At 64.2% G+C, this 17,304-nt stretch carries 22 protein-coding genes; 8 read left to right on the top strand and 14 right to left on the bottom strand.

Annotated elements, in window-relative coordinates:
* Positions 1–45 precede the first annotated feature (45 nt).
* Positions 46–2,094, top strand: a complete 2,049-nt coding sequence (locus BGP17_RS23270) for a competence protein CoiA family protein (protein ID WP_286713853.1) — start codon at positions 46–48, stop codon at positions 2,092–2,094.
* Between the two features lie 3 nt (positions 2,095–2,097).
* Here BGP17_RS23270 and BGP17_RS23265 read toward each other — a convergent pair whose 3' ends face one another.
* Together BGP17_RS23265 and BGP17_RS23260 are read right to left on the bottom strand one after the other, a co-directional pair.
* The gene (locus BGP17_RS23265; protein WP_286713851.1) at positions 2,098–2,739 is read right to left on the bottom strand and encodes a hypothetical protein; all 642 of its coding nucleotides are present in this window, start codon (positions 2,737–2,739) and stop codon (positions 2,098–2,100) included.
* Positions 2,740–2,825: 86 nt separating this feature from the next.
* The gene (locus BGP17_RS23260) at positions 2,826–3,095 is read right to left on the bottom strand and encodes a metal-sensing transcriptional repressor (RefSeq protein WP_286713850.1); all 270 of its coding nucleotides are present in this window, start codon (positions 3,093–3,095) and stop codon (positions 2,826–2,828) included.
* Between the two features lie 73 nt (positions 3,096–3,168).
* On the opposite strand from BGP17_RS23260, the gene BGP17_RS23255 reads away from it, so the two are divergent.
* Entirely contained in the window at positions 3,169–4,497 is a 1,329-nt protein-coding gene (locus BGP17_RS23255; protein ID WP_286713848.1) for an MFS transporter, read from the top strand.
* Between the two features lie 47 nt (positions 4,498–4,544).
* Here BGP17_RS23255 and BGP17_RS23250 read toward each other — a convergent pair whose 3' ends face one another.
* The 4 genes from BGP17_RS23250 to BGP17_RS23235 form a co-directional block, all read right to left on the bottom strand.
* Entirely contained in the window at positions 4,545–4,943 is a 399-nt protein-coding gene (locus BGP17_RS23250; protein WP_286713847.1) for a response regulator, read from the bottom strand.
* A 110-nt stretch (positions 4,944–5,053) separates the two neighbouring features.
* Positions 5,054–5,224 (bottom strand): Flp family type IVb pilin, encoded by a 171-nt coding sequence (locus BGP17_RS23245; protein WP_286713846.1) that lies wholly within the window; start codon positions 5,222–5,224, stop codon positions 5,054–5,056.
* A 114-nt stretch (positions 5,225–5,338) separates the two neighbouring features.
* Positions 5,339–5,578, bottom strand: a complete 240-nt coding sequence (locus tag BGP17_RS23240) for a hypothetical protein (RefSeq protein ID WP_286713845.1) — start codon at positions 5,576–5,578, stop codon at positions 5,339–5,341.
* Between the two features lie 65 nt (positions 5,579–5,643).
* Entirely contained in the window at positions 5,644–5,823 is a 180-nt protein-coding gene (locus BGP17_RS23235; RefSeq protein ID WP_286713843.1) for a hypothetical protein, read from the bottom strand.
* Between the two features lie 203 nt (positions 5,824–6,026).
* On the opposite strand from BGP17_RS23235, the gene BGP17_RS23230 reads away from it, so the two are divergent.
* Positions 6,027–6,893, top strand: a complete 867-nt coding sequence (locus BGP17_RS23230) for a helix-turn-helix domain-containing protein (protein ID WP_286713841.1) — start codon at positions 6,027–6,029, stop codon at positions 6,891–6,893.
* 6 nt (positions 6,894–6,899) lie between these two features.
* On the opposite strand, the gene BGP17_RS23225 is transcribed toward BGP17_RS23230, so the two are convergent.
* The 3 genes from BGP17_RS23225 to BGP17_RS23215 are packed head-to-tail and all read right to left on the bottom strand — an operon-like array spanning position 6,900 to position 8,526.
* A complete protein-coding gene (locus tag BGP17_RS23225) occupies positions 6,900–7,679 on the bottom strand; it encodes a sulfite exporter TauE/SafE family protein (RefSeq protein ID WP_286713840.1) in 780 nt (259 codons plus the stop codon).
* A 7-nt stretch (positions 7,680–7,686) separates the two neighbouring features.
* Entirely contained in the window at positions 7,687–8,205 is a 519-nt protein-coding gene (locus tag BGP17_RS23220) for a rhodanese family protein (protein ID WP_286713839.1), read from the bottom strand.
* Positions 8,206–8,208: 3 nt separating this feature from the next.
* The gene (locus BGP17_RS23215) at positions 8,209–8,526 is read right to left on the bottom strand and encodes an ArsR/SmtB family transcription factor (protein WP_286713838.1); all 318 of its coding nucleotides are present in this window, start codon (positions 8,524–8,526) and stop codon (positions 8,209–8,211) included.
* A gap of 74 nt (positions 8,527–8,600) precedes the next feature.
* Between BGP17_RS23215 and BGP17_RS23210 the strand changes: the two genes are divergently transcribed.
* The 3 genes from BGP17_RS23210 to BGP17_RS23200 all read left to right on the top strand — a co-directional run bounded on the left by BGP17_RS23210 (position 8,601) and on the right by BGP17_RS23200 (position 10,530).
* Complete coding sequence (locus tag BGP17_RS23210; RefSeq protein WP_286713837.1) at positions 8,601–9,485, top strand: MBL fold metallo-hydrolase; 885 nt, start codon at positions 8,601–8,603, stop codon at positions 9,483–9,485.
* Positions 9,486–9,665: 180 nt separating this feature from the next.
* Complete coding sequence (locus BGP17_RS23205; protein ID WP_286713836.1) at positions 9,666–10,064, top strand: response regulator; 399 nt, start codon at positions 9,666–9,668, stop codon at positions 10,062–10,064.
* Positions 10,051–10,530: a response regulator gene (locus BGP17_RS23200; protein WP_286713876.1), complete on the top strand. Its 480-nt coding sequence runs from the start codon at positions 10,051–10,053 to the stop codon at positions 10,528–10,530. Before BGP17_RS23205 ends, BGP17_RS23200 begins: the two co-directional genes overlap by 14 nt.
* Before the next feature lie 52 nt (positions 10,531–10,582).
* Here BGP17_RS23200 and BGP17_RS23195 read toward each other — a convergent pair whose 3' ends face one another.
* The 5 genes from BGP17_RS23195 to BGP17_RS23175 all read right to left on the bottom strand — a co-directional run bounded on the left by BGP17_RS23195 (position 10,583) and on the right by BGP17_RS23175 (position 14,844).
* Entirely contained in the window at positions 10,583–10,723 is a 141-nt protein-coding gene (locus BGP17_RS23195) for a hypothetical protein (protein WP_286713835.1), read from the bottom strand.
* Complete coding sequence (locus BGP17_RS23190; protein WP_286713834.1) at positions 10,689–11,702, bottom strand: cysteine desulfurase family protein; 1,014 nt, start codon at positions 11,700–11,702, stop codon at positions 10,689–10,691. Before BGP17_RS23190 ends, BGP17_RS23195 begins: the two co-directional genes overlap by 35 nt.
* A complete protein-coding gene (locus BGP17_RS23185) occupies positions 11,677–13,008 on the bottom strand; it encodes an MFS transporter (protein WP_286713833.1) in 1,332 nt (443 codons plus the stop codon). The genes BGP17_RS23190 and BGP17_RS23185 overlap by 26 nt, the downstream gene beginning before the upstream one ends.
* Before the next feature lie 3 nt (positions 13,009–13,011).
* Positions 13,012–13,356: an MBL fold metallo-hydrolase gene (locus BGP17_RS23180; RefSeq protein ID WP_286713832.1), complete on the bottom strand. Its 345-nt coding sequence runs from the start codon at positions 13,354–13,356 to the stop codon at positions 13,012–13,014.
* A 195-nt stretch (positions 13,357–13,551) separates the two neighbouring features.
* Positions 13,552–14,844 (bottom strand): type II restriction enzyme NmeDI-related protein, encoded by a 1,293-nt coding sequence (locus BGP17_RS23175; protein ID WP_286713875.1) that lies wholly within the window; start codon positions 14,842–14,844, stop codon positions 13,552–13,554.
* A 231-nt stretch (positions 14,845–15,075) separates the two neighbouring features.
* Here BGP17_RS23175 and BGP17_RS23170 point away from each other — a divergent pair, with 231 nt between their 5' ends.
* Together BGP17_RS23170 and BGP17_RS23165 are read left to right on the top strand one after the other, a co-directional pair.
* Entirely contained in the window at positions 15,076–16,347 is a 1,272-nt protein-coding gene (locus tag BGP17_RS23170) for an acyltransferase family protein (RefSeq protein WP_286713831.1), read from the top strand.
* A gap of 288 nt (positions 16,348–16,635) precedes the next feature.
* Complete coding sequence (locus BGP17_RS23165; RefSeq protein WP_286713829.1) at positions 16,636–17,232, top strand: class I SAM-dependent methyltransferase; 597 nt, start codon at positions 16,636–16,638, stop codon at positions 17,230–17,232.
* The last annotated feature ends 72 nt before the right edge of the window (positions 17,233–17,304 follow it).

Below are 17,304 nucleotides of genomic sequence, written 5' to 3'. Positions count from 1 at the left end.
CGATTCCTTTCGCCCCCGTTTCGAGCGTCCGATCGCCAGTGTCCAGTGACCACCCTGCCGCCACGGGCCGTATTCGAACAAGGGGCACGCGAGGGCGTGCGCACAACCCCATCCGGCAGACTTGAAGGGCAGGTCGACCAAGGGCACAGTTCGGTCCCGGCACAGCGCACCCTCGCGCGGTACCGGCGCGAGGCGCACACTTTGTCCGACCTGGATCGCTTTGACTCCATGTTGCTGGCCCCGCGGCCCCGCCGGCCGTGCGCCGCCGGACGGATCGCGCAGCCCATCGGCCAGGGCCTGCTCAAGGTGCCGTTCGCGCGGTGCGGCGACGGGGTGGCGCGCCACGTCTCCGCAGTCGCCGGCGCGAGACAGGGGCCCTTCCATTGCCTGGACTGCGGCGAGCTGCTGAACCTTCGCCAGCCGGTCGACAAGCGCCGGCATTTCGCGCACCGGCCGGACTCGCTGTGCACCGGCGAGACCGCGCTTCATCGCTACGCGAAGGAACTGCTGACGGCAGCGAGGACGCTGACGCTTCCCGCGCTGGTCCTTGAAGAGGAACGGGTCCGCCAATTGGTGTTCGAGGCCGGGACCTATGCCTTCGACGCCGTGTCGCCTGAGCACAGGATCGGCACGTTCCAGCCCGACGCGCTGGTGCGCTATCAGGAGTTCGAGCTGGCGGTCGAATTTCTGGTCAACCATGCGGTCGATCGCGAGAAGCGCGCCAAGGTGCGCGATCACGATATTTCGATGGTCGAGATCGACTTGTCCGGGCTGAAGGCCGGGCAGATGGACGGCGATGCGCTCGACGCCGCGATCCTGCACACGGCGCCCCGCACATGGATCCATCACCGCAAGGCCGCAGCCGCCAGGCGCAGGCTCGACGCCGCCGTCGCGAAGGAGAAGGCCGAACGCGGCGGGCGGCTCAAGGGGCATATTCTTCGCCGGCGCCGGGCCAGCGTGCCCGACGGCTGGAAAGCCGAGGCAATGGCGGCTGTTCGGCGAACCGGCCTCGAGGCCTTGATCGGGATCGAGGTGGAGGGCGGTCACTGGTTCACCGTTCCGGCCAAGGATTGGCAGGCCGAGGCGCTGTTCGCCGTGGTGATCAAGCCGAGCGAGCAATATTCGCCAGGCGCGACGCTCAAGGTCAAAGGCGATTTTCCGAACGAGCGCGATCTGTCGTCGATGCTGCCGGACTGGATGATCCGAACGGACCTCGCCGCGTATCCGGTGAAGCGCCTGGCCGAGGCCGGGTTCAGCAAGGAGAGCTATGGCAGCCCGGATGCCGCGGTCTGGCACTATCTCGCGGAGCTGACGGCAAAGGGCGAGGCAGTATTCTGGAGCCGCGAGGACCAGTGTTTCTATGTCGAGCCCGAGCTTCAAGGCCTGCTGCATCGCCGGTCCGAGTTGCAACGGCGCGTGAAGAAGCTGCTCAGGGCAACAGACGTCGAGGACGTTGAGACAGCCTACTTGCATTGGGCGGCGACCTATCGCAGCAGCGGCATGTCGCCGTCCCAGCTGATCGAAGCGGGCGGCGATGCGTATGGCGATTTGCTCGCCCGGATCGCGCGGCTCGAGACGATGGTGTCCGGCTACGCGCCAAAGGTGGTGGACGATCTATGCGGTTTGCCCCTCGCGGCGATCCGCCTGTGCAACCAGGAGGCCATTGCTGCGGCCGAGGCCGACAAGGCGGCCAAGCTGGAAGCGGCGGCATCGGAGCGACAGCGATCCATTCGCCTGCAGGCCGGACAGATGCTGGAAGGCGAGGCGACGGCCTGGCTGGCTCAAAAGGTTGCAGGCACCGACACCAGCTTTGCGGCGTTCGCTCGCGAAAGCGATGACGCACTGCTTCGGCTGGAGCGGCAATTGGCCAGGGACAGCGACGCGCGCCGCAAGCGGATCGCGGCCGAGCGCGAGGCCAGCCGGCTTCGTGGCCAGCTGTCGGAGGCGGCAAAGCGGGCCTTTCCCACCGAGCAGCTGGCGGAGCTCTTCCTCAATTCGGCGCATCCGAAACTTCAGGGCAGCCGGCCGATCGACCGCTGTCACAGCTCCCAGGACCTGGCCTTCATTCTGAGCCTGATGCCAAAGCGGCGCTGAGCGTCAGGCCTTGGGCTCGTGATTGGCTGGAGCATGGCGGCCCCACCTGCCCCAGGGGAGCGAGCGCAGCCCGTCCTTCTCGACCATGTCGGCGCATTCGCGCATCATCTCCGCCACCGCTTTCCAGCGGGGACGGTCGTCCTTGGCATAATAGACCAGGGCCGCTGCACCCGCCGCGATCCAGACCTCGCCGACGTCCCAAAGGAAGTCCATCTTTCGCCGTCCGGCGGGAATCGCGTAATCCTTCATGTCCCAGAACCAGCGGCTGAAGCTGGTATAGAAATCCTTGCGCCAGGAGTCGCTTTCCCAATAGCGGGCATGCTTGCCCGCCGGCGGTTGCGCCGCGCCTTCGGCGGGGGCCTGGAGCTCCGCGATCTCGGGCTCGGGCCAATCGGGCTCAGCTTCCGCCTCGCCGTCAGGCGGCCCGAGACGATCCCGCACGATGCGCAGAACTTCTCCCACCGCTTTCCGGTAATCGGTATTAGGCTTGAACCGGTCATGGGTCGAAAGCAGTCCGTTCACGCTGTGCTTGAGCATCGCGAAATAAACCGCGGCCTCGTTGTCGCCGGGATTGCGGCTCCAATGCTCCTCGACGATCCGGTCCATCCAGACCGCCACCACATCGTCGAGCGATCCGTCCCTCACCAGCATTCTCCGATTCCGCGTTCACGCCCGGTCGAGCGCTTATGCTCGCCACGATTCCATTCTGTGCCGCTGACACGGCGGCGACCCTAGAGATATCTCGAGATTGCCCGGAACTCCTCGATCGCCCTGGCCGCACCCCCTTCATCGGCGGCGTGGCTGAGGCAATGATCGATGTGATCGTTGATCAACGCACGCTTGGCGCTGGCCACGGCCTTTTCCACCGCGTCGAGCTGTTGGGCAAGGTCGATACAGGCCCGCCCGTCCTCGATCATCGTAACGACGCTGCGCAGATGTCCCGCGGCACGGTTGAGCCGCTTGACGATCGCCGGATGGCTCGAATGCTTGTGCTCGCTCATCTCGCGTTCTTCGCGCCGAAAGCGGCTTTTGTCGAGGCATTGACATATCCCCCCTGGGGGATATGCGCGGGCCATGCTCCGCGTCCTCGCCAATCGAACCTATCGGCACCTGTTCCTCGCGCAGGTGATCGCGCTGATCGGTACGGGGCTCGCGACCGTGGCGCTGGGACTGCTCGCCTACGACATCGCAGGCGGTGATGCGGGCGCGGTGCTGGGGACCGCGCTGGCGATCAAGATGATCGCCTATATCGGCGTCGCGCCAATCGCCGGCGCCTTTGCCGACCGGGTGCCGCGCAAGGCATTGCTGGTCGCGCTCGACCTGGTTCGCGCAGGCGTCGCGCTGTTCCTGCCCTTCGTGACCGAGATTTGGCAGGTCTATGTCCTGATCTTCGTGCTGCAGTCTGCGTCGGCCGCGTTCACGCCGACCTTTCAGGCGACGATCCCGGACGTGCTGCCGGACGAAGCGGACTATACCCGGGCGCTGTCGCTGTCGCGACTGGCCTATGACATGGAGAGCCTGACCAGCCCGATTCTCGCGGCGGCGCTGCTGACGCTGATCAATTTCCACTGGCTGTTCTCGGGGACCGCCATCGGCTTCCTCGCATCCGCCGCGCTGGTCGTGACATCGGGTCTGCCCAGGGCAATGGCGAAGCCGCGCGAAGGGGGCATCTACGAGAAGACCACGCGCGGCATCCGCATCTACCTCAAGACCCCGCGGATGCGCGGCCTGCTCGCAGTCACGCTCGCAGCGGCGGCGGCAAGCGCGATGGTCATCGTCAACACCGTCGTCATCGTCCGCGGGCTGGGCCTGGGCCAGCGCGAGGTGGCGCTGACGCTGGCGGCGTTCGGCGGCGGCTCGATGCTCGCGGCGTTCACGCTGCCGCGCATCCTCGACCGGATCCCGGACCGTCTGGTGATGGTCTGCGCCTCGGCGGTGCTGGTCCTCGGGCTCGGCGCACTGACCGCCTTTTCGACCGCAGTGACCGGCCCCGCCTATTGGCACCTGGTGCTCGCCGGCTGGGTCGTGCTCGGCATCGCCTATTCGATGAGCGTGACACCCGGCGGCAGGCTGCTGCGCCGCTCGGCCAGCGCCGACGATCGCCCGGCGCTGTTCGCCGCACAGTTCGCGCTGAGCCATGTCTGCTGGCTGATCGCCTATCCGTTGGCGGGTCAGCTCGGCGCGAAGGTCGGCATGACCGCCGCCTTTGGCGGCACCGCGCTGCTCGCGGCGATCGGCGTAGGGGCGGCGCTGTTGCTCTGGCCAAAGCGAGATCCCGATGCCGTGCCACACCTGCATGCGGACCTGCCCGCCGGGCATCCGCATCTGAGAGAGGCTCATGGCGCGGACGGTGGGCATGATTTCGTGATCGACGGCCTCCACCGGCACTGGCCCAAATCGTGATGCGCGAATTGCTTCCTGAGTCGCGCATCACGGAGGCGGTCAATCGGTCAGGCCGTACTGCCCGGACGGCTATCGACGTTGATGAGCAAGGTCGAGATCGCGGTGACCAGTTGCGCCGGCGCGAAAGGCTTCTGCAACAGGACGCTGTTCGGAACGCCCCTGGCGGTCCAGTCTCCAGCACTATCGCCAGTCATGTACACGACCGGTAGCTCGGGCCTAAGCTCTCTTCCATGGTGGGCGACCTTCCAGCCGCTTGGGCCTTCGCCCAAACGGATGTCGGTTATGAGTCCAGCGATTTCGGCAACTCGGTCATCGAGCATCCCAAGAGCCTCCATACCGCCCCCCGACCAGATCACGTCATATCCGCGATCGGCCAAGGCAGCCTTCATCAATTCCGCGATGAGAGGGTTATCCTCGACGAGCAGCAGTAAGATCGTATTCCCCACCGCATTGCCTCGTTAAGAATTTTCGGTTGGTGACACCCGCGGCCATAGCGCTCGTGCTTTTGTCCGAGCGGTCACGCTATGGCCGCAAACGCCCCCCCGGATGAATTCGGTTAACTTGCCTTCATGTTCGAAGAAACATTGCCGAAGGTTTTCTTGAGCTGATTCCCAAGCCCCTGCATCGCCGCGATCGCAGCCACCGCGATCAGGGCTGCGATCAAGCCGTATTCGATGGCGGTCGCGCCGCGTGTGTTGCGCAGGGCCGAAACGATATAGTGAAGCATGATTTTCTCCGTTGCCCGCCCGCTCTACGGATGATTGGTTGAGAGCGAATTAACCATGTCCGGCCGCGAACACGACGAGCGAGAAGGCTCCGCTCCGCGCCCGCGCGGAGATGGTTACCGTCTCAGGCTCAGCCGGCGGCGCTTTGGCGGCTCCGGGCCATCCGGTTCCGCCGGCATCGCGTGGCGCAACAGACACTTGTCGTTCTCGTCCCTGACTTCCGCGGCAGTCACGCCCAGCCGACTCATCTTGATCGGAAATTGCTCCTTGGCGTGCCGGACAGCGGTGAGGAATTCGTCGTGGAAACTCGTTTCCACGACAGTGTTTCCGCTTAACCAGATGACGGTACAGGTCACGTCGATTCCTTATCCAGGCGGCGGGCAGGAGTCCGCTGCTCCCCGATCGCTTCGCTAGGTTTGCCTTACCCGCTTGCGGCGCCGGCCTCGGGTTCAAGGAATTTGCTCGCGCCGGACTGAATGGCGTCGGCATGTTCGTTGCCAAATCGCCAGATTTCCCCATCGATGGCCCGCAGCACCGCATCTGCTTCGATCGCCGCCTTGTCGTCTCCTCTTCGCACCGCGGACTGGATTTGATCGACCATATGTTGCGGCGCCCTTCGCCCGTAGGACAGGATAAGCTCTCGTGCTCGCTGTACCGCTTCCACGGGTAAGGGGGCAGTTTGCACATCGTACCTCGATGCGATGGAATTCCAGCCTGTCACACGATCCCCCGGGCGTCCCGATATTTCTTGGTCGCGCCCGTACAGCAATATTTGTAAGGTCGCAGCAAAAATCGGATGAAGATATGCCGCTCAAGACTGACCTCGAGTTCACGACCGCTCAAGCGACTCCATCCATCTCACGAGCGTTCGACGGCTTCGCCGTCGAGCATTTCGAATTTCAGGAGAGCGCGCCGTTCGATTACGCGCGTGAAGGCGATAGCTGGTATCTCGCGCTGCATGACATCCAGCTTGAAGCGGCCGAGGCTCGGATTAGCGACGGACAGCGAAGCGAGCGTCTCGACTTGCGCGACACGCTGACGCTGCTGCCGCCCTCGGCCAGAATCGAGGGCTGGTCAAAGCCGCTGACGGGGCGGCACTCGTTCATCGCACTCTATTTTTCACCGGAGTTGTTGGCGCCCGAACTGGGACGGCAATTCGAGACGACGCGGCTCCAACCCGTCCTTTATGGCCGGGACCGGGCAGTATCCCTGACGATGCGGAAAATGACGAAGCTGCTACGCGAGGGGCATGAGGGACGCATGCCTCTCGAACAGCTCGCAATCGTCGCGGCATGCGAGGTGCAGAGCTTCTTGCGCCCCCAGGCGGTCGCCGACCGTCCGACCCGCCTGTCCGCGGCGCAACTCAATCTCGCGACAGACTATATCGCCGCGAACATGACCGGCGACATTTCCCTGGGAGACCTGGCACATGCGGTAGGGCTGAGCAGGTTCCACTTCGCGCGCGCGTTCGCCGCTACGACAGGCACAAGTCCCTACGCATTCCTGACCGCGCAGCGCACGAAACTCGCGTCGGACCTTCTGGCGTCAACGGCGCTGCCGCTTGAAGAAGTCGCGCTCCGGTCTGGTCTTGGGACGGCAACGCGACTTCGCAGGGCAATGGCCAAATGCCATGGCGTCACGCCATTGGCATATCGCCAGCATCACAAGTAGGATGCGTCAGATACCCTTCAGCGCCACATAGCCACCCACTACCACCACGATGAGCGCGAAAACGCGCTCGAGCAGGCCTTTGCGCGTGGCGAGCCTGGCGCCCAGCCAGATTCCGGCAAAGGCGCCCGCGATCCCGCCGAAAACGAGAAGCGCCGCGAGCGGCCAGTCGACATAGCCCGAAAGCGCATAGGAAGTCGCGGTCGTGAGCCCAAGCGCCGTGACGACCACCAGCGAGGTGCCGACGGCGAAGCTCAGCGGCATCGCCGTCGCGGCGATGAGGCCGGGAACGATGAGGAATCCGCCTCCGATCCCGAAGAAGCCCGCGGCAAGCCCGACGCCGAGGCCAATCGGCACCAGGCGCGACAGCAGCACCGATGCGGTTTCGCGGGTGAGGCGAACATCCGGCGCCTCGCCCTTGCCGCGCTTTCGCAGCATCGAGAGGCCGACGCCGATCATCAACAGGCCGAACAGCATCAGCAGCCGCTGCCCGTCGAATGCCTTGCCGAGCTCGGCACCGATCGTCGCGCCGACAACCCCAGCCGCCGCGAAAACGGCGGCGCAGCGCCACTTCACCTTGCCAGCGCGCGCATGGCCGATGAGGCTCGCGAACGCGTTGGCGGTGACCGCCACCGCGGCGGTTCCGATCGCAGCATGGGGAGATCCTAGCCCGACGAGATAGACGAGAAGCGGGACCGCGAGGATCGAACCGCCGCCGCCCACCAGCCCGAGTACGACGCCAATGATGCCGCCGGACGCGAGCGCGAGCAGGACTTGGGCGAGTGTCATGGCCGGCTCAAACGGCCGGAGCCGAGCGGTTCCACGGCAGCCGGCGCAGCAGTGTCGCCATCCCGCACCAGCCGGTAGCGCCCGCTAGAGTCAGGCCCGCGCCGACAAAAGCCGATAACCCGAAAAAGGCCGGCGCGACGAGGAACCCGAGGATGACGCCGAGCAACACCAGCCCGCCGGCGACAAGCTGGACCTGCCGCATGATTTCGAGCGGCCGGCGTCGATCGAGCGCGGTGGGCAGGCCGCCCGCGCGCCAGGCGTCGATTCCGCCCGCCAGAATGTAGCAGGGAGCGCCCGCGGCATCGGCCAATTGGCCGGCGTTGGCCGCCGTGCGCATGCCCGAACGGCAGTGAAATATGACCGGGCCGGACGGGGGGCGCATATCCGCGATCGCGACCAGCGGTACGTTGAGCGCGCCCGGGATATGCTCGCGCGCATGTTCGTCGGCATCGCGGATATCGACGAGCGTGGCGCCGGCGGCGACAAGCCGCTGCGCGTCGGCGGGGTTGAGCGAGACAGGCGTCATGGATCAGGCTTCCTTGCAATAGAGATGGTAGAGGGTGGAGAGCAGCGCCTCGGTGCGGGGATCGGCGATCCGGTACCAGAGCGTCTGGCTTTCGCGACGGAAGGCGACGAGGCCTTCGTCGCGCATCTTCGCGAGATGTTGCGACAGCGCCGATTGCGACAATGCAATTTCACGCGCCAGGTCGCCGACCGTCATCTCGCCATGCTCGACGAGCTTGCACAGGACCATCAGGCGACGGCCATTCCCCATCGCCTTGAGCAGGTTCGATACCTCGCCCGCCTTCGCCTCGAAGGTGCCAAGATCCATCGGAGGTTTGAGCATCGCCGCTTCCTTATATTAGGTATTGCTAATTTAATGACCTCTAATATATTGTCAAGCGACACAGGAGATTTCCAATGCCCGCCCAGCCCATGATCGAGGCGTTCTTCGACGAGCCAACCAACACCATCAGCTATCTCGTCGCCGATCCCGCAACCCGCGACGCTGCTGTCATCGACCCAGTCCTCGATTTCGACCTGGCGAGCGGCGAGGCGGATACGCGCTCGGCGGAACGCATCCTGGCGTTCGCCGCCGCGCATGAATGGCGGATCGTCATGGTGCTGGAGACGCACGCCCATGCCGACCATCTTTCCGCCGCGCCCTATATCAAGGCCAGGACAGGTGCCGTGATCGGCATCGGCGAACATATCCGCGATGTTCAGAAGATATTCCGCCCGGTCTTCGCGCTGGAGGACCTGCGCACCGATGGATCCGATTTCGACCAGCTGTTTAGCGACGGCGAGCGGTTTCTGATCGGGGAGATGGAGGTCGAGGTATTGCACGTGCCGGGTCACACCCCGGCCGACATTGCCTACAGGATCGGCGATGCCGCGTTCGTCGGCGATACGCTATTCATGCCCGATTATGGTACTGCGCGTGCGGACTTTCCCGGTGGGGACGCGCGCCAGCTATTCCGTTCGATCCGGCGGGTGCTCGCGCTGCCGGAAGAGACGCGGTTGTTCCTGTGCCACGACTATAAGGCGCCGGGCCGCGACGACTATCGCTGGGAGACGACAGTCGGCGAGCAGCGCCGCAGTAGCGTCCACGTCCATGACGGGGTTAGCGAAGACGCATTCGTTGCGATGCGCGAGGCGCGTGATGCCACGCTGTCCGTGCCGAAATTGCTGCTGCCCTCGATTCAGGTTAACATCCGCGCGGGAACATTTCCCAAGGCCGACAGCAACGGTGTCTCCTATCTCCGCATTCCGGTGAGGGCAGCTGCCCGGGGTTGCGGACGTTAGGGGAGGCGTCTGGGTGGGCGCCGCGCGTGCCCAATAACCGCCAATTCTCCCGGAAAGCGGAACGGCGACGCTCGGCGACCCCCAGGGACAGGTCGCACAATGTGGTGGGGATGCGACCCGACACGTCGCACCGGAACTGAGTGCCTTGCCCAAGGTTATTGCGGAAACGGGGATAATCTGATGCCGGGGAACCAGTTGCTGGTCGTTGAGGATGAGACGATCATTCGGCTGCTGGTGGAAGAGGTGCTCAGTGATGGGGGTTACAAGATAGCGTCGGCCACGACCGGCCTGGAGGCGATCGAATTCCTCGAAAATCCCGCGCAGGAATTTGCTGAAATCGTCACCGATGTCAGACTTGGCGGCGATCTGACAGGATGGGACATTGCCCGCCATGCGCGTGAACTGCACCCCGAGATATGCGTCGTCTATGTGAGCGCCGACAGCGGCGATGAATGGCTATCACAGGGCGTGCCGGGTAGCATGTTCATACAAAAGCCGTTCGCCGCGGCGCAGATCGTCACGGCGATTTCGACGCTGCTGAACGAGGCCGGTGGTCAGGCGGGGCATGCGCCAGATTGATCGCCTGGACGGGCGACATTCGGTCGTGCCGCGCGACCGGGGTGCTGACCAACACATGGGCGCGAACGGCGGCGCTGCAGGAATGTCCGACGATACTAGCTTCCATGCCAGCCTCGAAAGTCCATCGGGCGGATGCCCATTATCCGCGCCGTCGGCAAAATTCTCCTGGATTCCCGTACCCGAAAAAATGATGGCGCCGATTGGCAGCACCGACAGGATCGCATCGTTGCGCTTGAACGGCGCCGCTTTCTTGTGGCGCGTCCAGTCGGTGCTGTCGATCGACGGCATTGCTCTGGCCCAGGCCGTTCGGGCGAGATTTCCATCGGTTCCGGTGATCGTAACCTCAGGCCACCTAGGAGGCCGAAGCCTGGACGGAATCGCGCATCACGCGGGATTTGCCGACTCTGCCCATTTCAGCCGCACCTTCACGCGCATTCGGTTTGGCGGCAGCAGCGCTACGGCTTGACGGGAGCCTGGGTCCACTCTGAGTCGATCACTCCACCCAACGGCTCGAGACCTTACTTCGCCTGGCCGCGCAGGAAGCGGTTGAACGTGTAAGGCTGGAATCCCTTGCCGTCGGGATCGAGCTCGAAGCGCTCCTGATATTCGTCGGGCCCAAGGAAATCATAGGTGTAGCGCGCCTTCCAGCCGGCGGGCACATTCTCGAGACTTTCGGACGTCAGGACCAGATGGCCCGGACGGCTCGCGGCGGGATCCTCGACATAAGTCGACACGAAGCCGAGATTGTCGAACTGCCGCAGGATGAGCCGGTGGCGGGCCTTGGCCGTTCAGTATGACGCGATCGCCACGACCCTCCCTCAGTTCGTTCCAAAAGCGATCGCGCAACACGCCGACGCGGATCATCGGCTCCATGTCCATGGCCAGCTCGCAGGCCGCACCGAGACCGACGGCAAGCAAGGCACTCTCCGTTCCAGCACGCCTCCCTTGCTCGTGCCCTGCGCCATGGATCAGAGGCTCAAGCGCGACATCACGGCGGATATAAAGCGCGCCGACACCCTTGGGTGCGTAGAGCTTATGGCCAGCGATCGTCAGTAGATCGACGCCAAGCGCATCGACCCTGGCCGGAACCTTGCCGACCGATTGTGCGGCGTCGGTGTGAAAGCGGATGCCGTGCTCTCTCGCAATAGCGCCTATCTGTGCAATCGGCTGGATCGTGCCGACCTCGTTGTTGGCGTGCATGACGCTGATCAGGATGGTGCGCGGGGTGATGGCACGGCGCACGGCCTCGGGATCGACGCGGCCCGTCGAGTCGACGGGCAGATAGGTCACTTTCGCGCCGAGCCGTTCGAGAAACCGGCAGGGCGCGAGTATGGCCGGGTGCTCGACCGCGGTGGTGATGATGTGCTCGCCCTTGTGGCCGAGCGCGAAGAACATGCCTTTGATCGCGAGGTTATTGGCCTCGCTACCGCCGCTCGTGAACACGATTTCATTGGATGCACAGCCGAGCAATGTCGCTACCTGGCCCCGGGCGTTCTCCAGGGCGGCCTTTGCCGGCGTACTCGCCCAATGTCCGCTGGATGGATTGCCAAAGGATTCTTCCAGAAGCGGCCGCATGGCTGCCACTACTGCCGGATCAATCGGCGTGCTTGCGTTATAGTCGAGATAGATCGATCCCATCTGAGACCTCCTGTCGTTCCCGCTGGGCGACCTCGGGTGCGATCGGTTGACTCGGGGGCTTCCCTATTTCCTGCATTACGATGGCGACCACGGCGCCTGACAGAAATGTCAGGGCAGCTATCGAAGCGATCGCCCACGACAGCCCAAAGCGATCGGCGATGAGACCCGCGGCGAGCGCGCCGATGGCGTAGCCGAGATCCCGCCAGAACCGGTAGACGCTGAGCGAACGGGCGCGCCAGGTCGGGTGCGAGGCGTCGGAGACGGCAGCGATCAGGCTCGGGTAGACCATGGCCGTGCCGATGCCGAGCAGGAGGCTGCCGACGAGCCACCACTCGAACCGGTGCGTCGCCGCGGTCAGGAACAGGCCGGCGGCCTGGACCCACATGCCGGCGACGATCAATCCCTTGCGGCCCCATCTGTCACTCAAGGGACCAGTGGCGATCTGCAGGATGCCCCAGGTCGCCGGATAGACCGCCTTGAGGATGCCGATGCGCTCGATGCCGAGACCGAAAGAAGCGAAGAATAGCGGGAAGATGCCCCAGCTCATGCCGTCGTTGAGATTGTTTACGAGCCCGGCCTGCGAGGCAGCAAACAGATTGCGGTCGCGGAACGAGGTAAGCGCAAAGATCTCGCGGAAGCTGATTGGAGGAGCCTGTGGGTGGGATGAAGCCTCCAGCCGGACGTGGTCCCGCGTGTCGCGCACGAGCAGGATCGACAGTACAGCGCCGAGGACCGCATAGCCGATGCCGAGATAGATCGGCACCGGCCTCAGCCCGTATTGCGCGGCCAGATAGCCGGTGAGGAATGCGGTCACGCCGACAGCGAGATAGCCGGCGAACTCGTTGAGGCCGACCGCGAGGCCGCGCGACTTTGGTCCGACGAGATCAACCTTCATGATCACCGTCATCGACCAGGCGAGCCCCTGATTAATGCCGAGAAGCGCGTTGGCGGCAATGACCCATTCCCAGCTCGGCGCCCAGATGATCATGAACGGCACCGGCAGACCGAACAGCCAGCCCAGCACGAGAACGCGCTTGCGCCCCCAGGCATCGGCGAGCTGGCCGGAGACGAGATTGGCGAACGCCTTGACGACGCCGAAGCTGACGATGAAGGAGACGACCAGGGTCGTCGAGACGATGCCGAACTCCTCGGAGCCGATGAGCGGCACGACCGTTCGTTCGATTCCGATCATGCCGCCGACAAAGGCGTTGATCACCACGAGCAGCGCGAATTGTGGCCAGTTCTCCCTGAGGCCGAGCCTGACGGGTAGACCCGCCCTGCCTGGAACCGATGCCGCTTTGTCCATGGATCAAGCCGCCGCCGCAGCCAAGGCGGAATTGGCCGCCCGAAACGCAGCGGCCTCGGGCGGAGCCGGCGGAATCTCGGCGAGCATGAAGCGGATGAACTCGACCTCATCCTCGATCCGGAAAGCCTCATTGTGACGCTTCTCGAACCCGATGGTGGACCAGGGCTTGCCGCTCAGACGCCGGCCACAGACGGAGCCGGCATAAGCACCGGGGAGCACCTCGACATGGTCCGGCAGGGCCCTGAGCCGACGGGTGCTCTGAAACAGATCCATTGCGCCTTGTTCGGCGCTGATCGCGAGTTCCGTCCGGCCGAGATCGCCGACCATCAGCGTATGACCGGTCAGCACGAACCAGGGTTCGTCAGCGCGTGTGCGGTCGCTTACCAGCAGGCAGATGTGCTCGGGCGTGTGGCCAGGCGTAGGCGGCGTTGCGCGCGAGCGCGTCGGCTTCTCAACCGCTTAATACGCACGCACGCGCGCGATCCCTCACGGACCGAAGCGTCGCGGAACTCTCACTGCTTCCGCGCACAAGGAAACCGCACCTTACGCTAGTCGGTTGGAGATCGCCTTGATCGCTTTCAAGCCCGATCCGAAGCGCGCAATCGCGTCCTTGTTCTTCTCCAGTTCGCTATAGGGCAAATAGGAAAAGTCCAGATCTGCCACGCGGCTGAATGCTGGCCTGCGCAACTGCGCGCGCACATCTGCTTCGCGTGCGTCGGGCGCGACCAGAAATAGGCCGGCCGCCGCATGAAGATCGCTGCCGGAAAGCGCGAGGTCGAGCATCCGCACGATGCCCGAATAGATCGATGTCGAATGTTCCACTTCAAATGCGGCCGCCACGCCTGCGTGCGTTCGATCCAGCCACAAGACGTCGATCAACCGGATCGAGTCGGCCCCCGTCGCGGTCGCAATGGTATCCGGAAGATGCTCGAGGCAGCCTCGCCCGAGCGGTACGCCCTCGTGAAGCCTTCCGCGATCGTTTGCCGCGATCCAGACATCATAGCCGAGCGACAGCCCGAGATCGCGCAGCCAGGCTTGGATCTCGGCGTGCGTACGATCGGTCTCGTTTTGCGCGGACGCGACCTTGTCGAGCTTGCGCGCCTCGTCCCGTGCCTCCTCCAGGCGCGACAGCCAATCCATGCCGGCGGCGCCGTCGTCCGGCGGAGGCGCGGGATACCGGCCTGATCCGATGTCGAAGAGCAACCCGCCGATTGCGCCGAGATCGTTGGAGAGTAGGTCGCGATGGCGGTCGTTCAAATCGAGAATGCCGGCGCGCATCGCCAGGAAATGATCCCAGGACCCGAGCTTCACTCTGGCGCCGGTCAGCGCGTTGTAGCCGTTGACGATCGCGGTATTGAATGGCGGTATCAGTGTGGGGTGCAGAAAATACAACAGGTTGGCGACGGCCGGCCCCAGACCTTTGATCTTGAGACGATCGATCGCTCGAATATGCGCGATGACCTCGTCGGCGCTATCGCAGCATGAGCAATTTTCGAGCAGCTGACCGAATGCGCGCTGGTTGACGGGATTCTCGTAGATGTCGGGAATGCGGAGCTTGGGCTTCCACAAGAAGGCGTGGTCGGCCCCTTTGAAGATCTGCCGTTGCTCGGCGACCGAATGAACGACGGTCTCAAGCGACGATCCGCGATAGGCGACGCCGAAGCTGCCGGCGTGGATCTCCGCAACCACCTGCGCGAGACCTCGCCGGATCGACCTGAAATTCTTCAGGCGCTCGTCCCAAAGAAACCAGCTTCGATATGTCGCGCCGGGATCGTCGCGCCAGCGGCGGATCAGTTCCCGCGTTAGATCGATCGAAGAGACGTCAATTTGTGGCATCGAACCCGATTCCGTTTCTGGCACGCGCGATGGTTCTGCATCGTAGCGTGCCGGTACTCCGATTGCAGCATATCATCCTGCATCCAGGTAATGTCTTGGCTTGGGGCTGCACAGCCCACAGCTTCCGACCGGTGATGGCGCCCGAGGCGAGGGGCGTCGCGCCCGGCTCGTCCGGCCGGCCGGCGCCGTCTTGCTGCGGACCGAGCCGCACGCGAGGGATGGAGCCTCCCGGTGCGTACTAACACCCAGAAGCAGTCGGTGCGGTCCGAGCGGCGCCGACATTTGGGGGGCGACGATGGACGCCAGTCGACTTCACGCAATCCCGCTGCGGCGCAATTCGGCAGCGGCCGGGCCGGCGGGAGCAAGGCGGTGATGGCGCTCATGGCACCGGGGCATCTCGGCACCGCGTCGAGAAGCTATATTCAGTCGCACAATGCGATCCGGGGATTCGCCGCGATCGGCGTCTTTGCCTATCACCTTCAATTGGAGAATGCGTACGGGGTCCCGCTCGGTTTGGCTGAGGGCTTGGTCAAGCGGGGCTACGTCTGGGTCGATCTGTTTTTCATACTGAGCGGTTTTGTCATAAGCCTTACCTACCAGACGCGGCTCGCGGGCTTGTCCTGGTCTCCAATTCGGAAATTCCTGTTGGCGCGCGTTGCGCGCATCCTTCCCCTTCACCTGTTTGCGCTCCTGTACCTGGGAGCGCTGGTGCTTGGCATGGAAGGACTCTACCGGCTGCTCGGCTGGTCGCCCCACTGGAGTCCGGTGACCTGGCGGGACATCGGTGATCTCGGACTCCAGGCGGCGCTTGTTCAGATATGGAGTCGCGACGCGACGATGAGCTGGAATATCCCCAGCTGGTCGGTTAGCGCGGAGATGCACATTTATATCCTGTTCGTCCCGATTGCCGGGATGCTCGCGCGGCGACCACGGGCGACGATGCTGTGCCTCGCGGTGATATCCGTGGCGATCTATCTCTTCATTCTCTTGAATTACGCAAATCTCGACATACTCACGCCCGTGGCGCTGCTGCGCTGCCTGGCCGGCTTCGCGCTCGGGACCGTCTTGCAGAACATCCACCGCACTTACCCGATAGCCCCCGCTTGGCTGATCGCCGCGCAGTCGGCAGCTCTCCTTGCCATAGGCGCCGTTCTGGTATCGGGCTTGCACGACGTGTTCCTCATTCCCGCCTTCGTCCTCCTCGTCGTATCGACGGCTTCCGACGGCGGACTCGTCGGGCGCGCGACCCGGGGGCGGCTGGCCCAGTGGCTGGGCGACATCTCCTATTCGATCTATCTGCTCAACTTCCCCATTCTCCTCTCGGCAGGCCTTTTCTGGCCGAAACTCGAACCGCTGCTGCCTGCCGGCTGGTTGATCCCTGCGCGGCTGGCATGGATGGCGCTGCTGCTAATGTTGCTGGTCGCAGCGGCGGGCCTCACCTTCCGCTTCATCGAGGTACCAGCCAGGCGGCGCATGCGGGGAACCTCGAGGCTCGCGTCATAGCTGACCGGCCACGCCCATAGGTTCGCGGAATGCGCAGACTTTGCATCCACCGTACATCAATGCTTCATTAATGACGGGGGCGCAGCCCGCCGGCATCCTGACAAAGAGAAGGTTAGATAGGGCGTTACGCGCGTACGGGGACGGCGCGTGTTCGCCATGGGCGGAAGGACTCGGTATTGCGGCAGATTAAGGGACATTCTCTCGCGGAGCAGGTGCATGGAAGCTGACAAATATACGCCGGCGCTTGGCTGGCATGCGCTGACCGGACTTTATGATTCCGCGCTCGCCTTGCTGACGCGCGAGCATCGGTGGCGCGCCGCGCTGCTTGAACAGGTCGCAGCCCAGCCAGGGGAGACGATTGTCGATGTCGGTTGCGGAACCGGCACATTGGCGATCGCGCTCAAGCGGCGCGCGCCGGAAGCCCATATCATCGGAATCGACCCCGACCCCCGCGCGCTGAAGCTCGCCGCCGAAAAAGCGGATCGTGCCGGCGTCAGCATCGACTGGCGACAAGGCATGGCGAGCGCGCTCTCTGCCCAACCGCAAACGGTCGACAAGGCAGTTTCGAGCCTGGTGTTCCATCAGGTGCCGCCCGCGGGCAAGCGCGCCGGCATCGCCGCGATGGCCGCCGCGTTGCGATCCGGCGGCGAACTGCACATTGCCGATTATGCACGCCAGACCGGCCTCGCGCGGCTGGCCTTTCGCTGCACGGTCCAACTGCTCGATGGCATCGCGGATACCCAGCCCAATGCCGACGGCATGCTCGAGAGCATCTTGGCGGAAGTCGCAGGCGCTGCGGTCAACGCGAGCTGCGCCTTCGGCACTCCGACCGGAACGATCAAGCTATTCAAGGTCACCCCGGCTTTCCACGCGGATCGACAGTAATCCTCGATGCCCGCTTTGAGCGGCGTCGGCGGCTCTTCCTGCTTGTAGCCCGCAAGGAGACGAGACGGCTTC

Source organism: Sphingomonas sp. 67-41, assembly GCF_001899725.1.
GTDB lineage: Bacteria > Pseudomonadota > Alphaproteobacteria > Sphingomonadales > Sphingomonadaceae > Sphingomonas > Sphingomonas leidyi.
Note: the sequence above shows the minus strand (reverse complement) of the source record. Positions and strands in the feature narration are given on the sequence as shown.